The sequence below is a fragment of the Brenneria roseae subsp. roseae genome, assembly GCF_003115845.1.
GTDB lineage: Bacteria > Pseudomonadota > Gammaproteobacteria > Enterobacterales > Enterobacteriaceae > Brenneria > Brenneria roseae.
On sequence record NZ_KZ819022.1, the window covers coordinates 283,817 to 305,990 of the forward strand.

Consider the following 22,174-nt stretch of genomic DNA (forward strand, 5'->3'; position numbering starts at 1 on the left):
AATGAGATATTTTTTATAAAGATAGATCATTAATTTGATAAGACCGAATTTCATATTCGGTCTTACTTTTTCGAACCATATTTAATATTTATAAATATAATTATGGCTATTGATAGAAGCATTAGTTTCATCCAATGTTCAGGGATGAATGAGACATATAGGAACCATAAGGCAATGATTAAAACAATTGAAATTTCAGTAATTATAAAGTTTTTTATTACATATTTTATTGTTTTCTTTAGGTTCATTGTTTTATCATTCCATTAATCATTTTTATTATCTCTTCTTCACTTCTTGAATTTATTGTAGAATAAGCTGGCATGACTGGTTCGATTAAAAAATATAACATTTCTAAGTTTTGAGAATAAAATAAACCGTATAGAGTGGGATTAATATCCCGTAAGTGTCGAGCTGACATAGCAGCTTCCTGCACTTTGCCATAAAATGCTGTTACTGTAATAGCAACATAAGTAGTTTGATTTATTCTTTTACGCAAAGATGTTTTGAAATTAAGAGATGCGCTAATCGATTTAGCTAACACATACGATATTGATTCTCTTATTGCTCTGTTTGTTGCCATTTCAGATGTGACACCTAAAATTGCTTTGGCTATAGCTATTTGTTTACTCTCATTAAAATCTTTTATTAAAAAATCTATATAGATTTTTACCATGTCAAGAATGACATCATCTCTTTTGAATACTTCTTTTATGGAGTAAACCATTCTAGAATCTTCATGCTGTAATTCTTGACATACATCGTTATAGCTTTCAATAAGGCAAGATGTATACCAACTGGCTCTTTCTATACCATTAGATAAATCAGTTGTTAGACTTATTGTATTATTCTTTAATTTTTTCGTAATATCATTTAACTGGGTTGCGAGAACCCTATCTGCTTCCATTTTGTATTTTAAATATTCTGATGTTTGCATATCGTATCCCTTTCATCAGATCATCCTAAGTCTTTCATCAGTATAGTCTACCTGCAAAACTGATGTGGTTTCAAGGGTGTTTTTTGTTATGTAATCTATATATGCTCTGCATGTGGCATGAAAATGTTGTTTTTTGGGAAAACACCCACAGATATCCTTAACTAAGTAAAATTTTATTTTGGTGATTTTTATATATGCGACAAAAAAGCCCATAGTTAAAACTACAGGCTAATTCTTTCCCTGGCACTGGTTTTTCTTTTACTTAAAAGATGTCTGTTTTTACATTGCTTGCACCGGAATTAAATAGGTAAGAATTGACCTTCTCATCTTGAACAAAATGTAAGTGATTTGGTCTGTGTATCTGCACCGTCAGCTAACAGTCCCACAACGGGGATAAATGGCTTGTCTGTGGGTTTTACGTTTTGACCTTTACCTCACCTCAGTGAGTGCCGACACTGTGATGGTACAAGCAATATCGAACTTACCTACCAACAGTTGTACCAACAAAGATACGTGGATGTTGGTACAATATCGTAGCAGGTAGTAGATGTGACGTATGGTTTAACTATCTGATTATCAGAGATAAAGATGGATTTTGATGGATGTTCGTAGACGGAGTTCTGGCGTCCCCGGCAGGAATCGAACCTACAACTAGCCCTTAGGAGGGGCTCGTTATATCCATTTAACTACGGGGACGAGAAGCGGGGCTATTATACTCATTTTCGTTCTGAGAATAAGCACTTATACCGTGCGTTTGCTTAAACTGTCAGCAATCGGCCTCTTTTCTCTCTTCTGTCTGTCGTGTTTTTCGCCGTGACTGATTTATGACGCTCCCGCGATTTCCTCTTATCTTGTTGGCGTAGCGGCTTTCAAAACAGGTAGTAACGTCTGCCACGTCATCTGTTTTTCCCGGTCCTATGCTATGCTCGTAAAGCTGCTGATGTCAGTCATTCGTCTGTTATCCGGTCGTTTTCATCAACCCCTTCTGCACTGAGAATAATCAGGCAATAGTCTGAAAAAACAGGAACACATAAGCCAAACTAGAAGAGAAACCATAAAATGTTACACTGTTGAAATTATAGCGCTCTGGCTTGCCATCCTGTTGGGCGGACAGGCACTGGGAATGCCTATTCTCAGCCGCGGGGCATAACGCAATATAATCAGGGAGAACAAATATGAATTACCGCCTGAGCGGGGTGGCGTTTGCCAGCGTATTACTTGTCGGCTGCGCCAGTTCCGGTGATCGGTCTCAAGAAGGACGTTCGGATCCGCTTGAAGGCTTTAACCGTACCATGTTTAGTTTTAACTATGATGTGTTGGATCCCTATGTGGTACGGCCAGCGGCTGTCGCCTGGCGCGACTATGTGCCCACACCGGCGCGTAACGGTTTGAACAACTTTTTCAGTAACCTGGAAGAACCGGCCTCTATGGTGAACTATTTTGTTGAGGGTAAGCCGTATAAAGCGATGATCCATTTTAACCGTTTCTTCCTGAATACCTTGCTGGGCATGGGAGGGTTGATTGATGTCGCATCTATGGCTAATCCCAAACTGGCAAAAGAAGAGCCTCGTCGGTTTGGCAGCACATTGGGCAACTACGGTATGGGTTACGGGCCTTATGTCGTGCTACCGGGCTATGGCAGCGCGACGCTGCGTGAAGATGGCGGTGGCGTAGTGGATACGCTGTATCCGGTAATGAGCTACCTGACGTTCTGGATGTCCGCAGGCAAGTGGGCGTTGGAAGGACTGGAAACCCGGGCTCAATTGCTGGATTCTGATGCGCTGCTGCGTAATTCCTCCGATCCGTACCTGATGATTCGTGAAGCGTACTTCCAGCGGCATGATTTCCTGGCCAGCGATGGACAGATTACTCCGCAGGTTAATCCGAATGCGGCGGCGATCCAGGATTCGCTCGACGAAATTGACGCCGGCGAATAGCGTTAACCGCTTATTTCCCTTCTTAACGAGGCACCTTTGGGTGCCTTTCGCTTTTATAAAACACCCGCTAAGCTGGGCGTATGGATAATGTGGCGTTGTCCCCGCGTTGCATCAAACAACATTTTTCCAGGCGGTGGCGGGAACCCGGTCCCACAACCGATGATGAATGATTTCCGCACGCCGGTGATCGCAGGCGCTTTCAAATTCGCTTTGCTCAGTTACGGGAACCTTCTCTTGCATATGTTCATACACGCGTTCCAGCGTATCCAGATTACTGCACCGCCGAAATTTCATTAAATATTCAAGTTTCGTCATCTCTTTTGTCCTTCTATTTTTTTCTACATATATTGGCGGTTTGCGTTTTTTCAAGTGGACAATTTGTTTGGTTTTCGTGCTCGATGTACTGACTGTAAATAAAAGGGTGTCCGGCGGCGTGTTATTCGGGGACTGTGCGATATAGCGGCGGTATGTGGAGGAAGGCTTTCTCCACCGGCTAAAATATACGCTGGATAATAGCCAATTGGGATTGGCTGGAATAAACTGCTTCTGTATATATCCGGCCTCTTTATGCTCATGTTAGCTAAAAATAGCAAAGGTTTTGGGGATCATGACTATGAATACCGAGGGTTCAGCCGTACCGACATTGCCGCCAATGCCTGCCGACGTTATTGCCGCCGTGAATGTCGTTGCTTCCTGGCTTGCCATCGATGATTTTTCTTCTCGCCGGGACGAATTGACCCCCGATGCCATTATTTTGACCGGTAATGCAGTATTAACAACAATCGATGGCGCTTGCTCGCTGGCGCAGGCTTACGGTATTCCTTTGATTATTTCCGGCGGCATCGGTCACTCCACCGCGTTACTTGCCGCAGCTATTGAAAAACATCCTCGGTATCGAGAGATCGATACCTCTGATATGCGTTCGGAAGCCCAGCTTTTTCATGATATCGCCACCCGGTTCTGGGATTTGCCGGACGAACAGATCTTAATGGAAAATGCGTCGCGTAATACGGGGGAAAATGCCAGGTTCACGCGTGATTTGCTTGAAAAAATATCCCTTGAACCGAGGAATATTATTCTTATTCAAGATCCCTTGTTGCAGCGCCGGGCTTACGCCACCTTTTGTCATACGTGGTCGGATTCAGCTAATAGACCAGAGTTTTTTAACTGGCCGACGTATATTCCCAGTCTGGTGAATACAGCAGATGGCGTGCGTTTCTCTGGCGATATTAATTACGGTCTCTGGGAGGTCGATCGTTTTATCTCCTTATTGTTGGGAGAGATACCACGCCTGCGGGATGATGCGCAGGGATATGGACCAAAGGGAAAAAATTATCTTTGCCATGTCGATATACCCAAACCGATTGAAGACGCCTGGCAGTCTATAATGCAGCATCCGTTGCTGTTAGAAAGCGGATGGCGCGAACGCGTCAGCAATACACAATAAGACTGTTCATCGGCGAAACGCGCTATACCCGGCATACTTCAAGTTGCATGTGTGTTGGCTTTAGAAATTCTCTCCGTAAAGACCAATCAGCCTGCGCACCACGCCGTTCGTCCAGCCAAAACCATCCTGAAGCGGATATTCGCCCCCTCTGCCTTCGCGCGGCGTACCGCCGGCGATATGGTATTTTTCAATCAGCTTATGATGCTGCCGATAAAAATGATTCACCGTTGTCAGCCAGTTGCGGGCGATTTCATCGCCAAGCACATCATGACCGTACATTTTAAAGCCTTGAATGGCCATCCATTGCAGCGGCGCCCAGCCGTTGGGTTTATCCCATTGTTCGCCGCTTTCATACTCGGTGGTCATCAGTCCTCCCGGCGTCAGCAGGCGTGCGCGCACCGCTTCCGCCAGCCTGTCGGCCTGTTCGTGGGTGGCGAGTCCCACATAGAGCGGTACGATGCTGGCGGCGGAAAAGAGCGCCATCCGCTGGCGATGCCAGTCATAATCACGAAAACAGCCTTCCTCTTCATCCCACAAATAGCGGGTAACGGCCGCGCGCCGGTCTTCCGCCTTTTGGCGAAATAGCGTCTCTGTTTCTTTATCGCCTTTTAACACAGAAATATTGGCGATGGCGCTCTCCAGCTTGTAAAGAAACGCGTTGAGATCCACCGGGATAAACTGTGTGGTGCGAATACTGGCGAGGCGATGCACATCACGCAGCCAGCGTGATGAATAGTCCCACCCTGAAGCGGCGCCGGCCCGCAGATCCCGGTAAACCTCATTGGCCGGGCGGGTGGAGTGTTTTGCGGTTTCCACATCTTCCAGCCAGGACTCATCGCGCGGAGTATCCCTGTCATCCCAGTAGCGGTTTAACAGCGTACCGTCCGGCATCCGCACCACGTGGCGATAGGCCTGATTAAGCGACAGCGATTCGGCGCCGTCCATCCAGAAAGCATACTCTAGCAACAAATGATCCAGATAACGCCGGGCGCCGCGCACGCCGTCTTCTTCAAACAGTTCCACCATCAGTGCGAATACCGGCGGCTGCGAACGGCTGAGATAATAAGTGCGATTGCCATTGGGAATGTGCCCGTAGGTTTCAATCATCCAGGCGAAATTATCCGCCATACAGCGCAGCAGATCGTTGCGTCCGCTTTCCGCCAACCCCAGCATGGTGAAGTAGGAGTCCCAATAGTAGGTTTCGCTGAAGCGTCCGCCCGGCACAATATAGGCCTGCGGCAGCGCCAACAGCGACGACCACGGAATGTGATCCTGAGGCTCACGCGTCAACACGCCCCATAGATTATCGATATGCTCTTTGAGGGAGCTCTGCGGATTGGAGACGTAATCGTGGTTATCGTTTTCCGGCAGCCAGAAATGTTCTTCAATAAACTGCTTCAGGTCAAAACCGGGTTTATTTTTCACTCGCCGGTAGCGAATGAGAATATCCAGCGGATCAATTTTTGGCGCACAGTCGGGGAACGTTTTACTGTCGTCAAAAATACGCGAAGACTGGACGCGTTCAAACAATTCCAGATAGCGATCGGCGGGCGTTAATGCATCAGAAGGCGGCAGCCCTTCGATCATTTCCGGCTCCGGCTCCGCTTCTGGCATGATATCCGGTGTTAATTCGAGGGGGTCAAGCTCGTATTGGCGATTTTTATCGATGTCAAACTTCACTGATTCAGCAACGTGTAATTTCGAATTTAACATGTGCTACAAACCTCAGCATTGCGTCGTAAAAATACGGGATGTGATCCAGGTTGATTTCTCTCTATTAAGTGTAGACATTCGCTTCATCACTTACAGTAAAAAACGTGCTATCCATCACATTTTCATCTAGCACAAAAAACGAAGAGATTATATAACTCATTATTTATATTAATAAAAATAACAAATCCGCATAATGCGCCAAACCGTAATTTGGCGCATTTCATTTGCAACGTTTTATGAATAGCGCCCCGGTTGACGGGGCCGATTAAAAGAGGATGATGCCGCCGCCTGAAGACTGAGACGGCGTTATAGATGCGTCGCTTTGGCGACGGCGCTATGTGGCCTGGATGGCCAGCAGGTCTTTCAGGTAACTGTCGCACCAGTGCGTGACATCATTTTTGCGCAGTAGCGCCATCATGTCGTTGTAGCGGGAAATACGCTCGGCTCGCGGCATGGTCAGCGCTTGATCCAGCGCCGCCGCCACGTCATCCCGATCGTAAGGGTTGACGATAAGCGCGGCGGTCAGCTCATTGGCCGCGCCGGCGAATCGTGACAGCACCAGTACGCCGGGATCGTCAGGATCCTGCGCCGCCACATACTCTTTCGCCACCAGGTTCATGCCATCGCGCAGCGGCGTGACCAGGCCGACATCCGTCAGACGAAATATTTTCATCAGCAGCCGGCGGTCGAAATGCTGGTTGAGATAGTAGAGCGGCGTGCTGTTCAATGTTCCGTATTTGCCGTTAATCCGTCCGACTTCCATCTCCAACTGATGGCGGATATCCTGATAAGCCTGCACATCCCCGCGCGAGGTGGGGGCGATTTGCGAATAGCGAACCTTGCCGCGATGCTGCGGGTAGTTCTCCAGCAGGGCTTCATACGCCAGAAAACGTTCCGGCAGACCTTTGGTATAATCCAGCCGCTCGCAGGAAATAATATTCTGCGCATCGCTCAGTTCGCGTTTCATGGCGGCTATTTTGGGCGGCAGCGGACCTTCCGCCATTTCCTGAATACTGTCCGGCGCGATGCCTATCGGATAAACTTCCGTCATGAAAGTATGGCCGAAAGCGCGATGGGTTTTTGCCCCGATCGGCTGTAGCGCGGTTAGTTGCCCGAGGTTGTCGAGAAACGCCATCCGGTCGTTTTCCGTTTGGAACCCGAGCAAATCGTATTCGCACATCATTTTCAGCAGATCTTCACGGGTGGGCAGCGCATTGAAAATTTCCGGCGTAGGGAAGGGGATATGCAGGAAGAATCCGATGCGGTTATTCACGCCTAATTTGCGCAGCGCGGCGGCAAACGGCAGTAAATGATAGTCATGGATCCACAGAATATCGTCCGGTTTGATCAACGGCTGCAAGCGTTTTGCCAGCAGTTCATTGACCCGACGATAGCCTTCCCAGGCTTCGCGCTGAAACTGCACCAGATCGATTCGATAATGAAACGCAGGCCAGATGACGGCATTGGAAAACTGACAGTAATAAAGATCGTAATCGTTTTGATTGAGCGGAACGGAGGCATAAGTGATGCCGTCATTTTCCAGCAGATTCAGATCATCCTCATCTTCACCTGATATTTCACTTATCTCTCCGCTCCAGCCAAACCACAATCCACCGGTGGTTTTCAATGCATCCAGAATACCTACGGCCAATCCGCCTGCGCTAGACTTCGATTTATCGGGAATAGCGATACGGTTAGATACGACAACCAGACGACTCATAACCTTAACTCCCGTAATCTTACTTTAGTTGTAATAGTAATTGTTCAAGCCAGCGATAAACGTCCGCTACCTGCCTGAGGCGGTAGCGGGCGTGGCCTGAACCGTCTCCAACCTTAACGGAAATGCCTTGCATGGCGTTCACAGCCAGAAATCCTTGCTCATCCGTCAGGTCGTCTCCAACAAAAACCGGAATGCGCCCGCTGAAAGGCGCTTCCCGCATGAAGGCGCCGATCGCCGCGCCTTTATCCGTTCCTCGCGGTTTTACCTCTACCACGCACTTGCCGGGCTGTAGCGTCAGTTGAGGAAACTGCGCCACGGCGGATTCCGCCAGCTTCAGTATCTGCGGCTGATACGGCATCGCCTGGCGATAGTGCAGAGCGAAGGCCATGCCTTTGGCTTCCAGCAAGGTGCATGGCATGGCGGTCATACCTTGCTCCAGCATCTGCCGCAGAGGAACCGCCACTTCCGCCGGCAGCGTGACGCGATGCACGTTACCTTCGCCGTCGCGCCGCTCAGCGCCGTGTACGCCAGCCAGCGGCAGCTTGAGCGGCGCGGTCAGTTTATCAAGTTGTTCGATAGGGCGGCCCGATACCAGCGCCAGCGCGCCGTGACATGCCGTTGATAGCGCCTGCAAGTTGGCGCGGACGGCGGAAGGAATGGTAACGGCGTCCGGCTCCGGCCGAATTTCCGCCAGTGTGCCGTCGACATCGAAAAAGAAGGCGTATCGCCTGCCATCGAGTTCGGGGAGGGGCTCCGTGTCTGTCGTGTTGTCTGTTGCAATGGTGATCAAACGGGTTCTCCTGTCTGCATAGTGTTCGTACTGCACTGCGTCACACGCTATGGTGTTACGCGACCTGTCGTCGCGGAGCCACTGCGGGCGCGTCAAGTGAAGTTCCAGAATCGCAATCGCGCGAGGAGTGTCTGATGTCACGGTGAAGAGGGGATACGCTGCAACTGAAATAACATGAACATACAGCTAATGGGCAGGATAAAATCGCTGATAGCACGTTCTACAACTGAACAGATATAACCCAATAACCACAACATAACTGTGAACATCATTGCAATTCATTGTAGACGTTGCTGGATGTTTGTCCAGATTCCCGGCCTTTCTCATCACCGCCGGTGACATTCCCGGTCGTCTTTCATCTCTTCATAATGCCGGTAGCGGGTTAGATAAGTGTTTAGCATTATCATAGAGATACAGTCTGTGCCGGATGAGAAAAATAGCCGTGAAGCAATTCATTCCTTCACGGTGCCAGGAAGTTAATGCCAGCGGTCGTGTGAACGATGGGATTCATGCCAGCGTTTATCATCCTTATGATGGCGGTCCGGGGTATTATGGACAATGCAGCCACTGAGCAAGAAAACGGAAAGCAGGCAAACGGTGGCGATGAGCTTTTTCATAATCATTTCCTTCTTTTTTGTCAGACCTTTTTATTGGGTGAACACGGGATGCAACGGTGATTGAATTCATTAAAAACTAAACTGTATGGTATAGTTTATGGATTTGTTAATGAAAATCAACGGACATCGCAAGAGGAATGAATAATTAAGAATATTCCTTTCGGCATAAATGCAATGACATAATTTATGTTTTTAAATGAATTGATGATGTTGTACGGAAATCTTGGTAAACCCAAAGAGGGGGCATGAGAACATTGACTGAAGAACGGCGGCAGGCTTTTTTTACCTCTGCTGCTTATGCTCAGACAAAGGCCGGCCGCGGTAATAAACGCGGCAGATAAGGTTGACTTATCTGCCTGCGCGGAGAATGGGACGATCTTAGAACGCGTAGTTAAAGTTCACGCCGTACAGCCACGCTTTACCCTTGGAACTGAATTCATAACGTGGCGAACCGGCGCTATCGGCGATAGGTTCGCTGATATTGACTTTTGTACCATGCATGTAGGAAACACCGACATCAACAGAGGCGTCTCTGTTGAAAGCATAGGTTGTGCCTGCGCTCAACCAGAAACGATCCTGATCTGGAATGGAAATAGAACGCTTATCGGCCGGCACCGGGCTATCATCGAACGCGATGCCGCCACGGAAGGTCCAGTTTTCATCGTGGTAGTAGGTCGTACCGAGCGCGATACGGTACGCATCACGGAAGCCTTCTTCTTTCTGAAACAGCGTCTGCCCGTTACTGCCCGTGGCGCGCAGTTCCTGGAACTGGCTCCAACTGGTGTAGGCCAGGCTGTAATGGACAGCCCATTTGGGCGCGACGCGGTGATAAGCCGAGACTTCCCACATTTCCGGCAGATTCAGCGTCAGCTTGCCGGGGATGGTGGCACCGCCGGTGCCGCCCACCGCCGTTGGCAGATCGTTGCTATAATCGCCGTTGAAATCGATATCGACCTTGGAGCGGTAGGTCAGGCCGAAACGGTGATTTTCATCGACTTCATACAGGATACCGGCGTTCCAGCCAAAACCCCACTCGTCCCCTTCAAGATGCGCCAGACGAGAGGATGGGCCGGCGACAACACCCTGCAACCCTCCAGCGGCGACGGGGATGTTCGCTAATTCACCGGCTCTGCGTTCAATTTTCGCATCGGCATAGACCGCATTCACACCCAGGCCAAAGCTGAAGTGCTGGTTAAGACGATAGGCGGCGCTCAGGTTAATGTTGGAGGTGACCAGATCGGTTTTCCCCCCGATAGAGCCTGCGGCGTAATTGTCATTGAACTCGGTTGCCAGGCCGTAATTGGTCACGGCGGACGCCCCGACCGCCCATTGTTCATTCAGCGGCATAATAAAATGCAGGTTGGGTACCCAAGCGTGCGGCGCGATGTTTTTGGCGCTGGTATTCTGGCCGGTCAGGGAATTTTTTCCCTGAATATCAATATCCGGGTTGATATAAGTCACACCGCCGGAAAAGGAGGGACGATCGAACATGGTCATGGTCGCAGGGTTACGGCTACCTGAAGTTGCGTTGTCAGCAACGGCACCTTCGCCTGAAAACGCACGTCCCAGGCCCGATGATGAATATTCATTAAGCTGGAAACCAGCGGCGGATGCGTTTGCTGAAACCAGTGCCACTGCAACAGCTATTGCAGATTGTTTTAACAGGTTTTTCTGGCTCATGACCAAAACCTCTTTATGTGCTTGTTATTTAACTTTGTTACACGGAGTAACAAGGGACGCGCATTGTAGGGGGCGCATTCGGTCTGACAAATCAGACCAGTGGGCAAAGTATAAGTTGTGAATATGGGAATGTTGCGGTTATGTATTATAAATATGTCCAAAATGATACGAAAATTAGATCCGCTTAACAGTTTGGTTAATTTTACTGAGGGGGGATTACGCAAATTTTACTCTGCTCTAACAATGATATGTGATAGATATCACTAAATATCGCCGTGAACAGTAAGTTCTAGTGCTGACGTGACCCGACGAGTAAAATAAGCAGGAAGAGAAGGTTTTTTGAACTGGATCAAATCTGCTATGCGGGTTATTGCCCCTATGAGGAAAGAACGATGACAAACGCGATAAACAAATGTAGTGCTGAGGAAACTGCCGCCTGCTGCTGCGTTGATGTTGGCACGGTAATGGATAACACGGACTGTACCGCGTCTTACAGCAAGGTCTTTGCTGAACGTGCCGAGGCGGAATCCATGCTGAGCTTGTTAACCGAAAAAGCGCGCGCGGTCGAATCCGAACCTTGCCAGATCGACAGCAAGATTGAGGCCGTCGAGGGCGGTGTAAAGCTGGATATTGATTTCACTTTCTCTTGCCAGGCTGAAACCATGATTTTCCAGCTCGGCCTGCGTTAATTTACCTGGCTTAATCCGATCTGGCAGTTATCCGTATCGACGCGGTTGCCGCCAGATCGAGGCCGCGTTTTTATCCCCCTGCTCTGCGGCAACATGCCTGCCTCCCCCCAAAATAATGAGTACCCTCCATCGTCACATTTTTGTGCTGTACCCGTTTGCGTAATGTAACTATCTGGTTAACAATGAGATCAGGTCTGACCTGTTGTGCGCATGTTTAATTTCTCTGTCGAACAGGAGCGTTTATGAACGAGGTGTTACCACTGACAACCCGGCGTGGCGATCGCGTGGCGATTGTTAACGGGTTACGTACCCCATTTGCCCGTCAGGCAACGGCATATCACGGCGTGCCCGCGATGGATTTGGGGAAAATGGTGGTGAGTGAACTACTCATACGTACCGGAGTGGATCCTGAAATGGTGGAACAACTGGTATTCGGCCAGGTGGTGCAAATGCCGGAGGCGCCCAATATTGCCAGAGAAATTGTGCTGGGCACGGGCATGAGCGTCCATACTGATGCTTACAGCGTCTCGCGCGCTTGCGCCACCAGTTTTCAGGCCGTGGCCAATATTGCCGAGGGCATTATGGTCGGAACGATTGACGTGGGGATTGCCGGAGGAGCGGATTCTTCCTCGGTGCTGCCAATTGGCGTGAGCAAGAAATTTGCCAGAATGCTGTTGGATTTGAGCAAAGCCCGTACGTTGAGCCAGCGCCTCAAACTGTTGGCCCGATTGCGTCCCGGAGATTTGCTGCCTGTCGCGCCTTCCGTCGCTGAGTATTCCACCGGATTGCGAATGGGCGACACCGCTGAGCAAATGGCGAAAACCTATGGTATTTCGCGTGAGGAACAGGATGCGCTGGCGCATCGCTCGCATCGTCTGGCAGCCCGCGCCTGGGAAGAGGGGAAGCTGTTTGACGAGGTCATGACCGCCTATGTTCCTCCCTACCAGCAGGCGCTGCGTGAAGACAACAATGTTCGCCACGACTCGGCGCCAGAGCATTATGCACGACTACGCCCCGCCTTCGATCGCCGGCATGGCAGCGTAACCGCCGCTAACAGTACGCCTTTGACTGACGGGGCCGCCGCAATTTTGATGATGAGTGAATCCAAAGCCAAAAGTTTGGGGATCGCGCCGCTGGGGTATCTGCGCAGTTACGCATTTAGCGCCATTGATGTGTGGCAGGATATGCTGCTGGGGCCGGCGTATGCCTCTCCTATTGCGCTGGAGCGGGCAGGGATTACGCTGGCCGATCTGACGCTGATCGATATGCATGAGGCGTTTGCTGCTCAGACGCTGGCAAACCTGAAGATGTTTGCCAGCGAGGCGTTTGCCCGTAATAAGCTGGGACGACATTCGCCGTTGGGCGAAGTGGATATGGAGAAATTCAATGTACTTGGCGGTTCTATTGCCTATGGGCATCCGTTTGCGGCCACCGGCGCCCGGATGATTACCCAGACATTGAATGAATTGCGTCGACGTGGCGGCGGATTGGGACTGACCACGGCCTGTGCTGCGGGCGGACTGGGCGCCGCCATGGTTCTGGAGGTGACACCATGATCGACAAACCATCTTTATCTGCTGCATCTGCGGAAAACTCGGCTTTTTCTCTGACTATTCGACCGGACAACATCGGTATCGTCACGATCGATGTGCCGGGAGAAAAGGTGAATACGCTGAAGAGTGAGTTTGCCGGGCAGATCACGCATGTCTTTGAACAAGCCCAGCAGCATGCGGCGCTCAGAGGGCTGATTCTGATTTCCGCCAAATCCGATTCGTTTATTGCCGGGGCGGATATTGCCATGCTGGATAAATGTACCAGCGCCGGACAGGCCGAAAGTCTGGCCAGACAGGGACAGGAAATCTTTGCCCGCTTTTCATCATTCCCTTTCCCGGTGGTCGCTGCGATTCATGGCGCCTGTCTGGGCGGCGGGTTAGAACTGGCGCTGGCCTGCGATCATCGGGTGTGCTCGCTGGATGATAAAACCATGCTCGGTCTGCCAGAGGTACAGCTGGGCTTGTTGCCCGGTTCCGGTGGTACGCAACGCCTGCCCCGTCTGATCGGGGTGGGTAAGGCATTGGATATGATTCTGACCGGGCGGCGTATCGGCGCGCGTCAGGCATTGAACATGGGATTGGTTGACGACGCGGTGCCCTACAGCATTTTGCTGCAAGCGGCGACGGAACTGATCAAAAAAGGAAAACGAAAAGTACGAACGCTGGGATGGCGCGCCCGTCTGTTGGGGAGTCCCGGAGTTCGGCGGGTGCTGTTTAAAATCGTTAAAGCTAAAACGCGAGCGAAAACATACGGTAATTATCCGGCCGCCGATCGAATCATTCAGGTGATTCGCCGCGGCATGGAACAGGGGATTGAGGAAGGTTACCGCCAGGAAGCCAGAGCATTCGGCAAACTGGTGATGACGCCAGAGTCTGCCGCGTTGCGCCACCTGTTTTTTGCTTCGACGTCCCTGAAAAAAGAATCTGGCTCTGCGGCCGGGGCCGGACCGCTTCATCGGGTGGGGATTCTGGGGGGCGGACTGATGGGGGGCGGCATCGCCAGCGTGACCGCGGTTCGCGGGGCGTTGCCGGTTCGGATTAAAGATATCAACGAACAGGGGATTAACCATGCCCTGAAATATAGCTGGCAGTTGCTCACCAAACGGGTACAGCGTAAGCGGATGAAACCGGCAGAGCGGCAGCGGGTGATGACGTTGATTTCCGGCAGCACCGATTACCGGGGGTTTGAATTCGTCGATATCGTCATTGAAGCGGTGTTTGAAGAGTTGTCCCTGAAGCAGAAAATGGTTGCTGAGATCGAACAGCACGCGGCGCCGCATACTGTCTTTGCCTCTAACACGTCGTCATTGCCCATCCATCAGATTGCAGCGCAGGCCCATCGTCCGCAGCAGGTGATTGGTTTACATTACTTTAGCCCGGTGGAAAAAATGCCGCTGGTTGAGGTGATCCCCCATGCGCAAACCAGTGCGGAAACGATCGCCACGACGGTGTCACTGGCAAAAAAACAGGGTAAAACGGCCATTGTCGTTGCTGACCGCGCGGGGTTTTATGTTAACCGTATTCTGGCCCCCTACATTAACGAAGCGGCCTATTGCCTGCTGGAAGGTGAGCCGGTTGAGTCCATTGATGATGCGCTGGTGCGTTTCGGTTTTCCTGTCGGCCCGCTGACCTTGCTGGATGAGGTTGGTATTGATGTCGCGACCAAGATTGTTCCGGTATTGAGCGAGGAACTGGGTGAGCGCTTTAAATCGCCACCGACGTTTGATGCCATCCTGAAGGATGGCCGTAAAGGCCGTAAAAATGCGAAAGGTTTTTATCGGTATAGCGAGAAACGTCGCTTCTGGCCTGCGAAAAGAGAAGTGGACAGCACGATTTACGCTCTGCTGGATGTCACGCCGAAAGCCCATATTGATCCCGCGTTGATTAGTCAGCGCTGTGTCATGATGATGTTGAATGAAGCGGCGCGTTGTCTGGATGAAAAGGTCATTCAGTGCGCCCGTGACGGCGATATTGGGGCGGTTTTTGGCATCGGTTTCCCTCCTTTCCTGGGCGGACCGTTTCATTATATGGATCGTCTTGGTATGGAAACGGTGGTGAAAACCTTGCAGGTGTTGCAACAACAATACGGTGAGCGCTTCGCGCCCTGTGAGCGTTTGCTGTCAATGCGGGACAATCAGCAGCGGTTCTACCCGGCCACGATCGATAACGCCGCGGGCGAATCCGCAGCCGGGCAGGAGGATGCCGACCGGGTTAGTTGATCGTCACGGTGACAGTCACCGTATCGGCGTAGCTCCCTTCCGGTTTGTTGGCCTGGCTGGCATTTACCCGGGCGGTGTAAGGAATGGTTTGCGCCAGCCCGGTTCCCGTTGCCGAATAGTCGTCGTTTTCCGTCCAGGCTACGTTGCCGGTGCGGTAGAGCTGATATTGCAGATAATAGGACGTATCGCCTGCCGTGGCGGTCATGCGGCGCCAGTCGGCATCATCCGGATGCGTGCTGGTCAGCTTTACGGTATACGCGCCCAGATTGGTGCAACGAACGCCCAGACTGTTGGTGACTTCAGGAAAGTCGGCCGGCAACGCCGCTGCGCCAAAGCTGATGTTCGGCGCGCTGGTTATCTGACAGTCATTGGTGATGTTCATGGTGATACTCAGCGTTGAGGTGATTGAGCCGGTGTCCTGAAAACAGAGGCCAAATAACCCTATCGCGCAAAGGTTGTAATCCCAGTTGATGGTGACCACATCGGTGTAGGTGCCAGCGGCGACGTTGTTGCCCACGCTGGTACGAATATAGATAGGCATGGTGCCGTCGGCGGAATTGAACAGGCCTAATATTCCCAGAAAGGTTGTCTGACTCCAGGTATAGCTGGACCCAATGTTATACAGCGTGCCGCAGCCGGAATCCATGCACAGACTATAGGGAATATAATCGCTGCTGGCGCCGCGCCGCATCCGCATGCTGGTGCCGCTGGGGTTGGCGTCACCCGCGATAGTGGCGGTGATGGTATTGGTGCCGGCGATGCTTAATAGGCTACCGCTGCACTGGAATCCGCTGCCGGAGGTAACGATCTGCGGTGCGCCCCCGTTCTCGGTTGGCCCGACGACCGACGACGCATACGGCCCCAGCGTAGTCGAACTGGAGGGGGCTGAACAGTCGGCAAAACTGTCGTGTGCCGCGAACAACCCGAAGAGAAGTATCAGACGCTGTAACCACGCTTTTTTTTGCATGCTGTTATCCTTTGGGTTCCACCTGACACGCCAGCGGCCCGATCGTCGCCATTATTGTCTGGGTTTCCGGCAGAGAGAATTCCACCTGACAAATTTGCCCGTCCGCTTGCTGAAAGCGCAGGCGGTTAAACGTGCGCAGGTGAGAGAAATAGGTCAACCCTTCATGACCACTGAAGGTGGTGTTACCGCTGAACGTATCGGTGACCGTCGTACCGATGGCGGGAGGCTGACCTGAGGTATCGCGTAAAGCGATATTGGCCGCCAGCACCTGATGAAGCGGGAAGGTCACCACGATACCGCTGCCTTCTCTGACCGAAACACGGTCTTCTATATGCGGCGTGTCCACGTTGGCGGGCAAAGCCAGTGAATCGATTTCGACTTTCGCCGGATAGTTTGAGGTGACCCACGGCACCAGCAGATGACCGCGCTTGTCGGTGACGCCTACTAACTGGTTCTCATATTTTACCGGCACCCCTTCATAGCCTTCGGTATCGACCACCAGAAAAGCGTCATTGATGCGATTGCTGGGGAACAGGCTGCCGTTCATGTAGATCAGCGCGCCGCTGAGTTCTCCCCAGCGGGTCGTGTTTCCTTCATTGCCGTACACGCCCCCCTGAAGCAGGTTGTAAGGCCCGCGCCAGCTCAGCGCGCCCTGATAATATGGCTCCCGGCCAGCGGCATAGGCGGCATTCCAGCCGAAACCGCCGTCGGTCGGGGTCGAGCGGGTGATGCCGAGACGCGGTGAGTAATCGTTGCGGGTGTTGCGCTGTAAGCTGGCGTTGATCGTGTCGTTTGAGCCAAACGGTATAACAAACTGCAACTGTGCACTGTAATCGTTGTCGCCCAATGTTTTATTGAGGGCGAGATAAACGGAACTGCCTTGCCATAATTGCCGGGTATAGGAAACGTTCAGCAACCGGGTTCGCGAGCCGTCAAATGCCTGGATATCGAAATAGCCGATGCCGGCCGTACCGTTTCCTTTGCCAAACAGCTGGCTGCTCAGGGTCGCCTGATTGCTCTGCCGGCTAAGCAGGCGGCTATTATGCAGGGTAGTGAGATCGCGGTAGGCGGCATCGCGTTTTGCATGCTGTAGATTCAGGCCAAACGGCTGAGTGTAATAGGAGTAGCCGAGGGTATATTGATGACCTACTGCCGCTTTCTCACTCTGGCTGTAAGAAGAACTGACGGTGCCCCAGCGGCCGACGGTGAAGTCTGCCCCTGCGCCCAGCAGAAACAGATCGTTTACCGCCTCCGTGTGGGTTGACAGCGTCAGCCAGTTTGTCAGGCCGTAGCGATAAATCCCGCTGACGACGGGGTCGGATGCGTAGGCCTCATTCCTGAAACCATAGTCCTGACGCAGTACGCCGACGGACAGATCAAAATCACTCAATCCGGCGCGTAATAAGGTATTGGATACGTAAAAAGGCACGGTTGTGGAGATTTGTCTGCCCTGAGCATCGGTGGTGATTACCGTGGCTTCGCCCGCGCCGTTGAGATAAGGGGTATTGGTGAGTGTAAAAGGCCCCGGATTTAGCGTCGAACTGCCCGCTTTATAGCCATTAATAAACAAATCCAACGTGCTGGGTACTGCCGCCGACCCGCTGTATTGTATTAACGGGTAGGTGACGATGTCGGGTCTGATGGCGAAGTTGCGGCTGAAGCGCACGCCTCCCATACGAACGGAATTACTCCAGGTCAGCGAGTCGCTGATCAAATCGCCCACCTGATAGGTCAGCATCCTGTCACTGTCGCTATAGCGCCAATAGGTATCAAAACGTCGATAGCCCTGCCGCTGACTGACCCCGTGGTTTCCCGTCGAAAAATTATAAATGCCGGTATTGGTCACCATGCCGTAGTCGCTGAAAAAACGCTGTTCCAACAGGGTGTTCAAGGTATCCGTACTCCCTGAGGGCGCCGCATAGTAAACGTTATAGTTCAATAGCAGACCTGGGCTGCTGCGGGGGGGAAGGCGTTGGGTGCCAGTCCCGGCTCCCGCCACTTCCTGAGCCGGCAGCCAGTGCGGCGGGACGTTCAACTTTAACTGCTGTTGGCTGGGATCGTATTCTACCGTCACCTCCGGCAGCGCATTAACGTTAATCAGCCCTGATGGTTGTGCCGGCACTTTGACCCTGTTTTGGAGCAGCACGACGGCATCAACATAATAGCTGCCGCTTCGGTAGGTTACCGGCACCACATTGTTATCGCTCTGCCCGTTGACCGTAATGGTCAAATAATAGATCGCTTCATTAATCACCGGCTTACCGTGTGGCGGAGCCGGTAAATCGGTAAATTCTTCCGCCGCCAGCAGCGCGGAATGAAAAAGGGGCATGATAATAGCGCTCCACAGTATCAGGGAGGCGGTATCGGCATATTTTCGTGTATAGAGAATGAGCTTTATCATAGACCTGCTACCGGACAGATATCATTCACGTTTAATCAAAACAGGTTCGGCGATGTCCGAGAGCTGGGTAAAAAGCTGGAGAGCGGAGCCCGGGGGCGATACGCCCGGCGGTAGCGGCCAGCGCATTGCCTGCCCGGGCAATACGTAGCCCAGAAAGCCGCTGTTGATCTGAATTTTGCCTACGTTGTTCGTTTGGGATGATGCCCAGAAAACGTTGCTCAGCCGGGCGCTGACAATGCCTCGATTGCGCACGTACAGGTGGGGTTTTCCGGAAACATGGGCGATTTTCCAGTACAAGTCGGGCAGGGTGGGGTCACGGGTGGCGCGTTTTTTATCTGGTCTTACCTGCGTCCATATGCCTTTGCCGTCAATAAACAAGGGCAGCAGATAGCGCATCTGAAACTGTAGCCCCATTTTCGGCGTCTCTTGCGCATTGTTATAAGGTTCGGCAATTTCATCAATAATGAGCCGGTACGATTGTTGGCTATTAACGGGCGCAGGCGTCGTGCGTATCAGTCGTATCATGTGCCGTTTGCCGGGTTCCAGCGTGGTGAATGGTGGTGTGGCGATCACCTCTTTTTGTTCGGCGTAGCGATCTTTAAAATCGATTTGTTTCCATGCCATGATGCGAATTTGCAGCGCAACAGGTTTTCCTCCTTTATTTTCCAGCCATAAAGCCGAACTGTTTTCGTCGGATTCGATGACCTGATAAATCGGCCAGACAAGCAGACTGTTAGCGGCGAAAGCCGATGCGCACATGATACCGAGAGTTAACATAATAAATTGAAAAATAACAACTATATTTATTTTCATGTGACTACCATGCATATTCTAATAGGTTAGGCTGACCGTTATGCTATCGGTGTATTGCCCGGCTGGTGGATAGGGCGACGCACCGAAGTATCGTGCGTAGACGGTGTAGGTTTGCGTGGCGCTGGGAAAGGATGAGATATTCAGTGCTGACGCATCGGTTCCCCACACCTGTGTACGGGCGGCATCGCGGTAGAGTTGATAGGGCAGTAAATGCGTTCCCGCCGTATTCATGACGTAACGCTGTGTGCTGTTTCCGCCGTGCAGGCCATAGTCCATCTCCACTGTCACCGTGATACCTGGCGTGCAGGTGATGACAATGGAACCATTACCCGCGGTGCTGGCCACATCGACATTGCTGGCTGCCGCACTTTGCGTACCGAAATTAATGGTTCCCATAGCGGATTGGCTGCTGTTGACGCTACTACCGAACGCGCACCCTTTTTGAATGCTGGCGTTCACGGTAAACGAACTGCTCACCGTTAAGGCGAATAACGGTGAGGTCAGAAGCGCAAAAAATGAAAACCATGCCGACTGAATACGCATCCAGAGTACCTGTACCTGTGATTAAGACGGATGCTGACTGGTTGAATCGATTACCATTCCACTGTCGCCGCCACGGTGTCGGTGTAGGTTCCCGCCGCGGGTGATAGCACGGTCTGATCCGCAGGCAGGATCCGGGCGTGAATGGGGATTGATTGCGGTATTCCGGTTGAGGTAAGCGGGATCCCGGTCGTGTCATTCAACGGAATTTCGTTGGATCTGGCCGAGTCTGTGTAGAGACGATAGGGGATATTGTAGGTGCCGCTGCTGGGAGCCAGCGTGCGCAGCGTGCCGGAGTCATTCGCGCCCGCGCCGATACGCACGATAACCGGCGTACCTGTTGAACAGGTTACCGTCAGGCCGCTACCGGCGGTGCTGGTGACATCGGCGTCAATGTTGTCGGCCAGACTGTCATGCGATCCGAAGTCCAATGTTCCCCAGGTGGAGCCTGCTCCGGCGCCGTTATCAACCGTACAGGCCGTTGTAATGGTCAAGGTAACGTCGATATTGCCATTGATGGTGACCGCGCCAGCTACAGATGAAACACCCAACGTAAGTAAGGCAGCCAAAGAGGAAAGTATTGTGCTCTTCGCGTTCATAGCGATTCCTTTATATTGATATTGCATTTATTTCACCAATAAAAAAACGATTTTCGAAATTCATATTGCAGATATCGCTTACGGCTCAGCTGGTTTATTTTTCTGCTTTTAATAAGCATGATAATTATTTCTATCATCACTTAAAAATAAGCTAACCGATCACCATACCGAACCGGCTAAAATTACCGTGTTCGTCTTTTTTTGTTGCGGTGGTCAGGTGTGAATTCCAGTCGCCTTATTTTTGGCGTTACTGCTGTTAATCATTCCCCTATTTCCGGGGGTTGGAATCCATTCGATACACCGTATTTTTAGATGCTTTTACCTGGTGAGTTATAAATGTAAATAAAAGAACAGCTGGATAACGTTATCACCTTGTATACACTTATCTTCGCTCCGTGTGGTGGATGGTCCGTGTATTATGATTTGAGTAAATAAAATTAGCGTGCGATTGAAGAAAATAAATGTCTGCTTCTATCTGTTTTTAAATTTCGTTTCTTTATCGATAAATCATAACCGCAGTTATCCTTTATATTTTTTTTATTTCCTATTATATCCGTTAGTCTGCAATTTGCCGGTGGCATTATTAGCATGAATATCGTTGTTTCAGTTTCATGAACGATATTTTGCTATCGCGCCTTGCTTCCCGATATTTACCGGGTACAGGTTAATCCGTTAAATTTAAAGATAGAGGCTGTGTTAAAATTTAACAACGCGATAAAATTATTATGTGATAAAAAAGTTATAACCCACATAAAGGGAAAGTTTTGTGCTTTTTTATATCAAATTTTTCGTGTTTTGTAGTGTTTTAATTCATAAAAAATAGATTTTTTGCTATGAGATTGACTCTCCTTTATACGTACTATGGATGCGCCAGCCATAAGTGAGGTAAAACGCGTTTTACTTAGTGATTAAATTTACAGCGGGAATCTGCGATAATAGGTTTCTATCGTAGTTTGATACCGTATCGGTTTAAGCCGTTTTTACAATTCAACTTGTTGTTTTGTAAATTTTTTTAATTGCAATGTGTTCGTCAACATAGCGGTGTGATATGCAAGTTTTGATAATGCGTCACGGTGATGCTGTACCTGACGCCGCCAGTGATGCGCTACGGCCGCTCAGCGTTCGTGGTTGTGATGAATCGCGTCAAATGGCGTTTTGGTTGAACGATCAGCAAATAGACATTGATCGTGTCCTGGTAAGCCCTTATTTACGCGCGCAGCAAACGCTGGCAGTGGTGCAGGCCATCCTGCCTTTGCCTGAAGAAAATGACTGCTTAACCGAACTGACGCCGGGCGGCGATGCGCAGTTGGTCAGCTATTATCTGCAAACGCTGGCGAAAGAGGGGACGAACGCGGTGCTGGTGGTGTCGCATCTTCCGATGGTGGGCTATCTGGTGGCGTCGCTATGTCCGGGAGAAACCGCGCCGATGTTTGCCACATCTGCGATTGCCTGCGTCACTATCGAAACGCAATCGGGCAACGGGATTCTGGATTGGCAGATCGGCCCGGCGCAATTAACGCGGAAGTCCTGACCGTTCCGCGAGGCGCGCAGCGCG

General features: G+C 50.9%; 18 protein-coding genes and 1 tRNA gene. 6 read left to right on the forward strand and 13 right to left on the reverse strand.

What is annotated here, in order from left to right; all coding sequences use genetic code 11:
• Positions 1 to 244 precede the first annotated feature (244 nt).
• Entirely contained in the window at positions 245 to 934 is a 690-nt protein-coding gene (locus tag DDT52_RS01340) for a hypothetical protein (RefSeq protein ID WP_136154768.1), read from the reverse strand.
• Positions 935 to 1,555: 621 nt separating this feature from the next.
• Positions 1,556 to 1,630 (reverse strand) — tRNA-Arg (locus tag DDT52_RS01345).
• Positions 1,631 to 2,109: 479 nt separating this feature from the next.
• Between DDT52_RS01345 and mlaA the strand changes: the two genes are divergently transcribed.
• Entirely contained in the window at positions 2,110 to 2,871 is a 762-nt protein-coding gene (mlaA, locus tag DDT52_RS01350) for a phospholipid-binding lipoprotein MlaA (protein ID WP_109055586.1), read from the forward strand.
• A 111-nt stretch (positions 2,872 to 2,982) separates the two neighbouring features.
• Here mlaA and DDT52_RS01355 read toward each other — a convergent pair whose 3' ends face one another.
• Entirely contained in the window at positions 2,983 to 3,186 is a 204-nt protein-coding gene (locus tag DDT52_RS01355) for an Hha/YmoA family nucleoid-associated regulatory protein (protein WP_109055587.1), read from the reverse strand.
• 292 nt (positions 3,187 to 3,478) lie between these two features.
• Here DDT52_RS01355 and DDT52_RS01360 point away from each other — a divergent pair, with 292 nt between their 5' ends.
• Positions 3,479 to 4,318 (forward strand): YdcF family protein, encoded by an 840-nt coding sequence (locus DDT52_RS01360; RefSeq protein WP_247595454.1) that lies wholly within the window; start codon positions 3,479 to 3,481, stop codon positions 4,316 to 4,318.
• A gap of 60 nt (positions 4,319 to 4,378) precedes the next feature.
• Here the strand turns inward: DDT52_RS01360 and DDT52_RS01365 are convergent, their stop codons facing one another.
• From DDT52_RS01365 to fadL, 5 genes are all read right to left on the reverse strand, one after another.
• Positions 4,379 to 6,031: an alpha,alpha-trehalase gene (locus tag DDT52_RS01365; RefSeq protein ID WP_136154769.1), complete on the reverse strand. Its 1,653-nt coding sequence runs from the start codon at positions 6,029 to 6,031 to the stop codon at positions 4,379 to 4,381.
• 334 nt (positions 6,032 to 6,365) lie between these two features.
• Entirely contained in the window at positions 6,366 to 7,751 is a 1,386-nt protein-coding gene (gene otsA / locus DDT52_RS01370; RefSeq protein WP_136154770.1) for an alpha,alpha-trehalose-phosphate synthase, read from the reverse strand.
• A gap of 19 nt (positions 7,752 to 7,770) precedes the next feature.
• Entirely contained in the window at positions 7,771 to 8,541 is a 771-nt protein-coding gene (gene otsB / locus DDT52_RS01375) for a trehalose-phosphatase (protein ID WP_136154771.1), read from the reverse strand.
• Between the two features lie 476 nt (positions 8,542 to 9,017).
• On the reverse strand, positions 9,018 to 9,158 hold the full coding sequence (locus DDT52_RS20885; RefSeq protein ID WP_168709715.1) for a hypothetical protein: 141 nt from the start codon (positions 9,156 to 9,158) through the stop codon (positions 9,018 to 9,020).
• Positions 9,159 to 9,536: 378 nt separating this feature from the next.
• A complete protein-coding gene (gene fadL / locus DDT52_RS01380; protein ID WP_136154772.1) occupies positions 9,537 to 10,838 on the reverse strand; it encodes a long-chain fatty acid transporter FadL in 1,302 nt (433 codons plus the stop codon).
• Between the two features lie 392 nt (positions 10,839 to 11,230).
• Between fadL and DDT52_RS01385 the strand changes: the two genes are divergently transcribed.
• From DDT52_RS01385 to fadJ, 3 genes are all read left to right on the forward strand, one after another.
• Entirely contained in the window at positions 11,231 to 11,527 is a 297-nt protein-coding gene (locus DDT52_RS01385; protein WP_136154773.1) for a YfcZ/YiiS family protein, read from the forward strand.
• 242 nt (positions 11,528 to 11,769) lie between these two features.
• The gene (gene fadI, locus DDT52_RS01390) at positions 11,770 to 13,083 is read left to right on the forward strand and encodes an acetyl-CoA C-acyltransferase FadI (protein WP_136154774.1); all 1,314 of its coding nucleotides are present in this window, start codon (positions 11,770 to 11,772) and stop codon (positions 13,081 to 13,083) included.
• Positions 13,080 to 15,299 carry a fatty acid oxidation complex subunit alpha FadJ gene (gene fadJ / locus DDT52_RS01395; protein WP_136154775.1) on the forward strand — a complete coding sequence of 740 codons (2,220 nt, stop codon included), beginning with the start codon at positions 13,080 to 13,082 and terminating at the stop codon, positions 15,297 to 15,299. Before fadI ends, fadJ begins: the two co-directional genes overlap by 4 nt.
• Here the strand turns inward: fadJ and DDT52_RS01400 are convergent.
• Genes DDT52_RS01400 through DDT52_RS01420 form a run of 5 tightly spaced genes read right to left on the reverse strand, consistent with a single transcriptional unit; the run spans position 15,292 to position 20,619 of the window.
• A complete protein-coding gene (locus DDT52_RS01400) occupies positions 15,292 to 16,266 on the reverse strand; it encodes a Csu type fimbrial protein (protein WP_136154776.1) in 975 nt (324 codons plus the stop codon). The two genes, fadJ and DDT52_RS01400, sit on opposite strands and share 8 nt — an antisense overlap.
• A 4-nt stretch (positions 16,267 to 16,270) precedes the next feature.
• Positions 16,271 to 18,667 carry a fimbria/pilus outer membrane usher protein gene (locus DDT52_RS01405; RefSeq protein WP_136154777.1) on the reverse strand — a complete coding sequence of 799 codons (2,397 nt, stop codon included), beginning with the start codon at positions 18,665 to 18,667 and terminating at the stop codon, positions 16,271 to 16,273.
• Between the two features lie 21 nt (positions 18,668 to 18,688).
• A complete protein-coding gene (locus DDT52_RS01410) occupies positions 18,689 to 19,480 on the reverse strand; it encodes a fimbrial biogenesis chaperone (RefSeq protein WP_136154778.1) in 792 nt (263 codons plus the stop codon).
• A gap of 18 nt (positions 19,481 to 19,498) precedes the next feature.
• Positions 19,499 to 20,023 carry a Csu type fimbrial protein gene (locus DDT52_RS01415; protein ID WP_136154779.1) on the reverse strand — a complete coding sequence of 175 codons (525 nt, stop codon included), beginning with the start codon at positions 20,021 to 20,023 and terminating at the stop codon, positions 19,499 to 19,501.
• A 50-nt stretch (positions 20,024 to 20,073) separates the two neighbouring features.
• On the reverse strand, positions 20,074 to 20,619 hold the full coding sequence (locus tag DDT52_RS01420) for a Csu type fimbrial protein (protein ID WP_136154780.1): 546 nt from the start codon (positions 20,617 to 20,619) through the stop codon (positions 20,074 to 20,076).
• Between the two features lie 1,048 nt (positions 20,620 to 21,667).
• Between DDT52_RS01420 and sixA the strand changes: the two genes are divergently transcribed.
• A complete protein-coding gene (gene sixA / locus DDT52_RS01425) occupies positions 21,668 to 22,150 on the forward strand; it encodes a phosphohistidine phosphatase SixA (RefSeq protein ID WP_136154781.1) in 483 nt (160 codons plus the stop codon).
• Positions 22,151 to 22,174 lie beyond the last annotated feature (24 nt).

What these genes read in the sequence shown, in the direction of transcription:
- DDT52_RS01340 (WP_136154768.1), bottom strand. Translation starts at nt 934, where the DNA reads ATGCAAACATCAGAATATTTAAAATACAAAATGGAAGCAGATAGGGTT.
- mlaA (WP_109055586.1), top strand. Translation starts at nt 2,110, where the DNA reads ATGAATTACCGCCTGAGCGGGGTGGCGTTTGCCAGCGTATTACTTGTC.
- DDT52_RS01355 (WP_109055587.1), bottom strand. Translation starts at nt 3,186, where the DNA reads ATGACGAAACTTGAATATTTAATGAAATTTCGGCGGTGCAGTAATCTG.
- DDT52_RS01360 (WP_247595454.1), top strand. Translation starts at nt 3,479, where the DNA reads ATGACTATGAATACCGAGGGTTCAGCCGTACCGACATTGCCGCCAATG.
- DDT52_RS01365 (WP_136154769.1), bottom strand. Translation starts at nt 6,031, where the DNA reads ATGTTAAATTCGAAATTACACGTTGCTGAATCAGTGAAGTTTGACATC.
- otsA (WP_136154770.1), bottom strand. Translation starts at nt 7,751, where the DNA reads ATGAGTCGTCTGGTTGTCGTATCTAACCGTATCGCTATTCCCGATAAA.
- DDT52_RS20885 (WP_168709715.1), bottom strand. Translation starts at nt 9,158, where the DNA reads ATGAAAAAGCTCATCGCCACCGTTTGCCTGCTTTCCGTTTTCTTGCTC.
- fadL (WP_136154772.1), bottom strand. Translation starts at nt 10,838, where the DNA reads ATGAGCCAGAAAAACCTGTTAAAACAATCTGCAATAGCTGTTGCAGTG.
- DDT52_RS01385 (WP_136154773.1), top strand. Translation starts at nt 11,231, where the DNA reads ATGACAAACGCGATAAACAAATGTAGTGCTGAGGAAACTGCCGCCTGC.
- fadI (WP_136154774.1), top strand. Translation starts at nt 11,770, where the DNA reads ATGAACGAGGTGTTACCACTGACAACCCGGCGTGGCGATCGCGTGGCG.
- fadJ (WP_136154775.1), top strand. Translation starts at nt 13,080, where the DNA reads ATGATCGACAAACCATCTTTATCTGCTGCATCTGCGGAAAACTCGGCT.
- DDT52_RS01400 (WP_136154776.1), bottom strand. Translation starts at nt 16,266, where the DNA reads ATGCAAAAAAAAGCGTGGTTACAGCGTCTGATACTTCTCTTCGGGTTG.
- DDT52_RS01405 (WP_136154777.1), bottom strand. Translation starts at nt 18,667, where the DNA reads ATGATAAAGCTCATTCTCTATACACGAAAATATGCCGATACCGCCTCC.
- DDT52_RS01410 (WP_136154778.1), bottom strand. Translation starts at nt 19,480, where the DNA reads ATGAAAATAAATATAGTTGTTATTTTTCAATTTATTATGTTAACTCTC.
- DDT52_RS01415 (WP_136154779.1), bottom strand. Translation starts at nt 20,023, where the DNA reads ATGCGTATTCAGTCGGCATGGTTTTCATTTTTTGCGCTTCTGACCTCA.
- DDT52_RS01420 (WP_136154780.1), bottom strand. Translation starts at nt 20,619, where the DNA reads ATGAACGCGAAGAGCACAATACTTTCCTCTTTGGCTGCCTTACTTACG.
- sixA (WP_136154781.1), top strand. Translation starts at nt 21,668, where the DNA reads ATGCAAGTTTTGATAATGCGTCACGGTGATGCTGTACCTGACGCCGCC.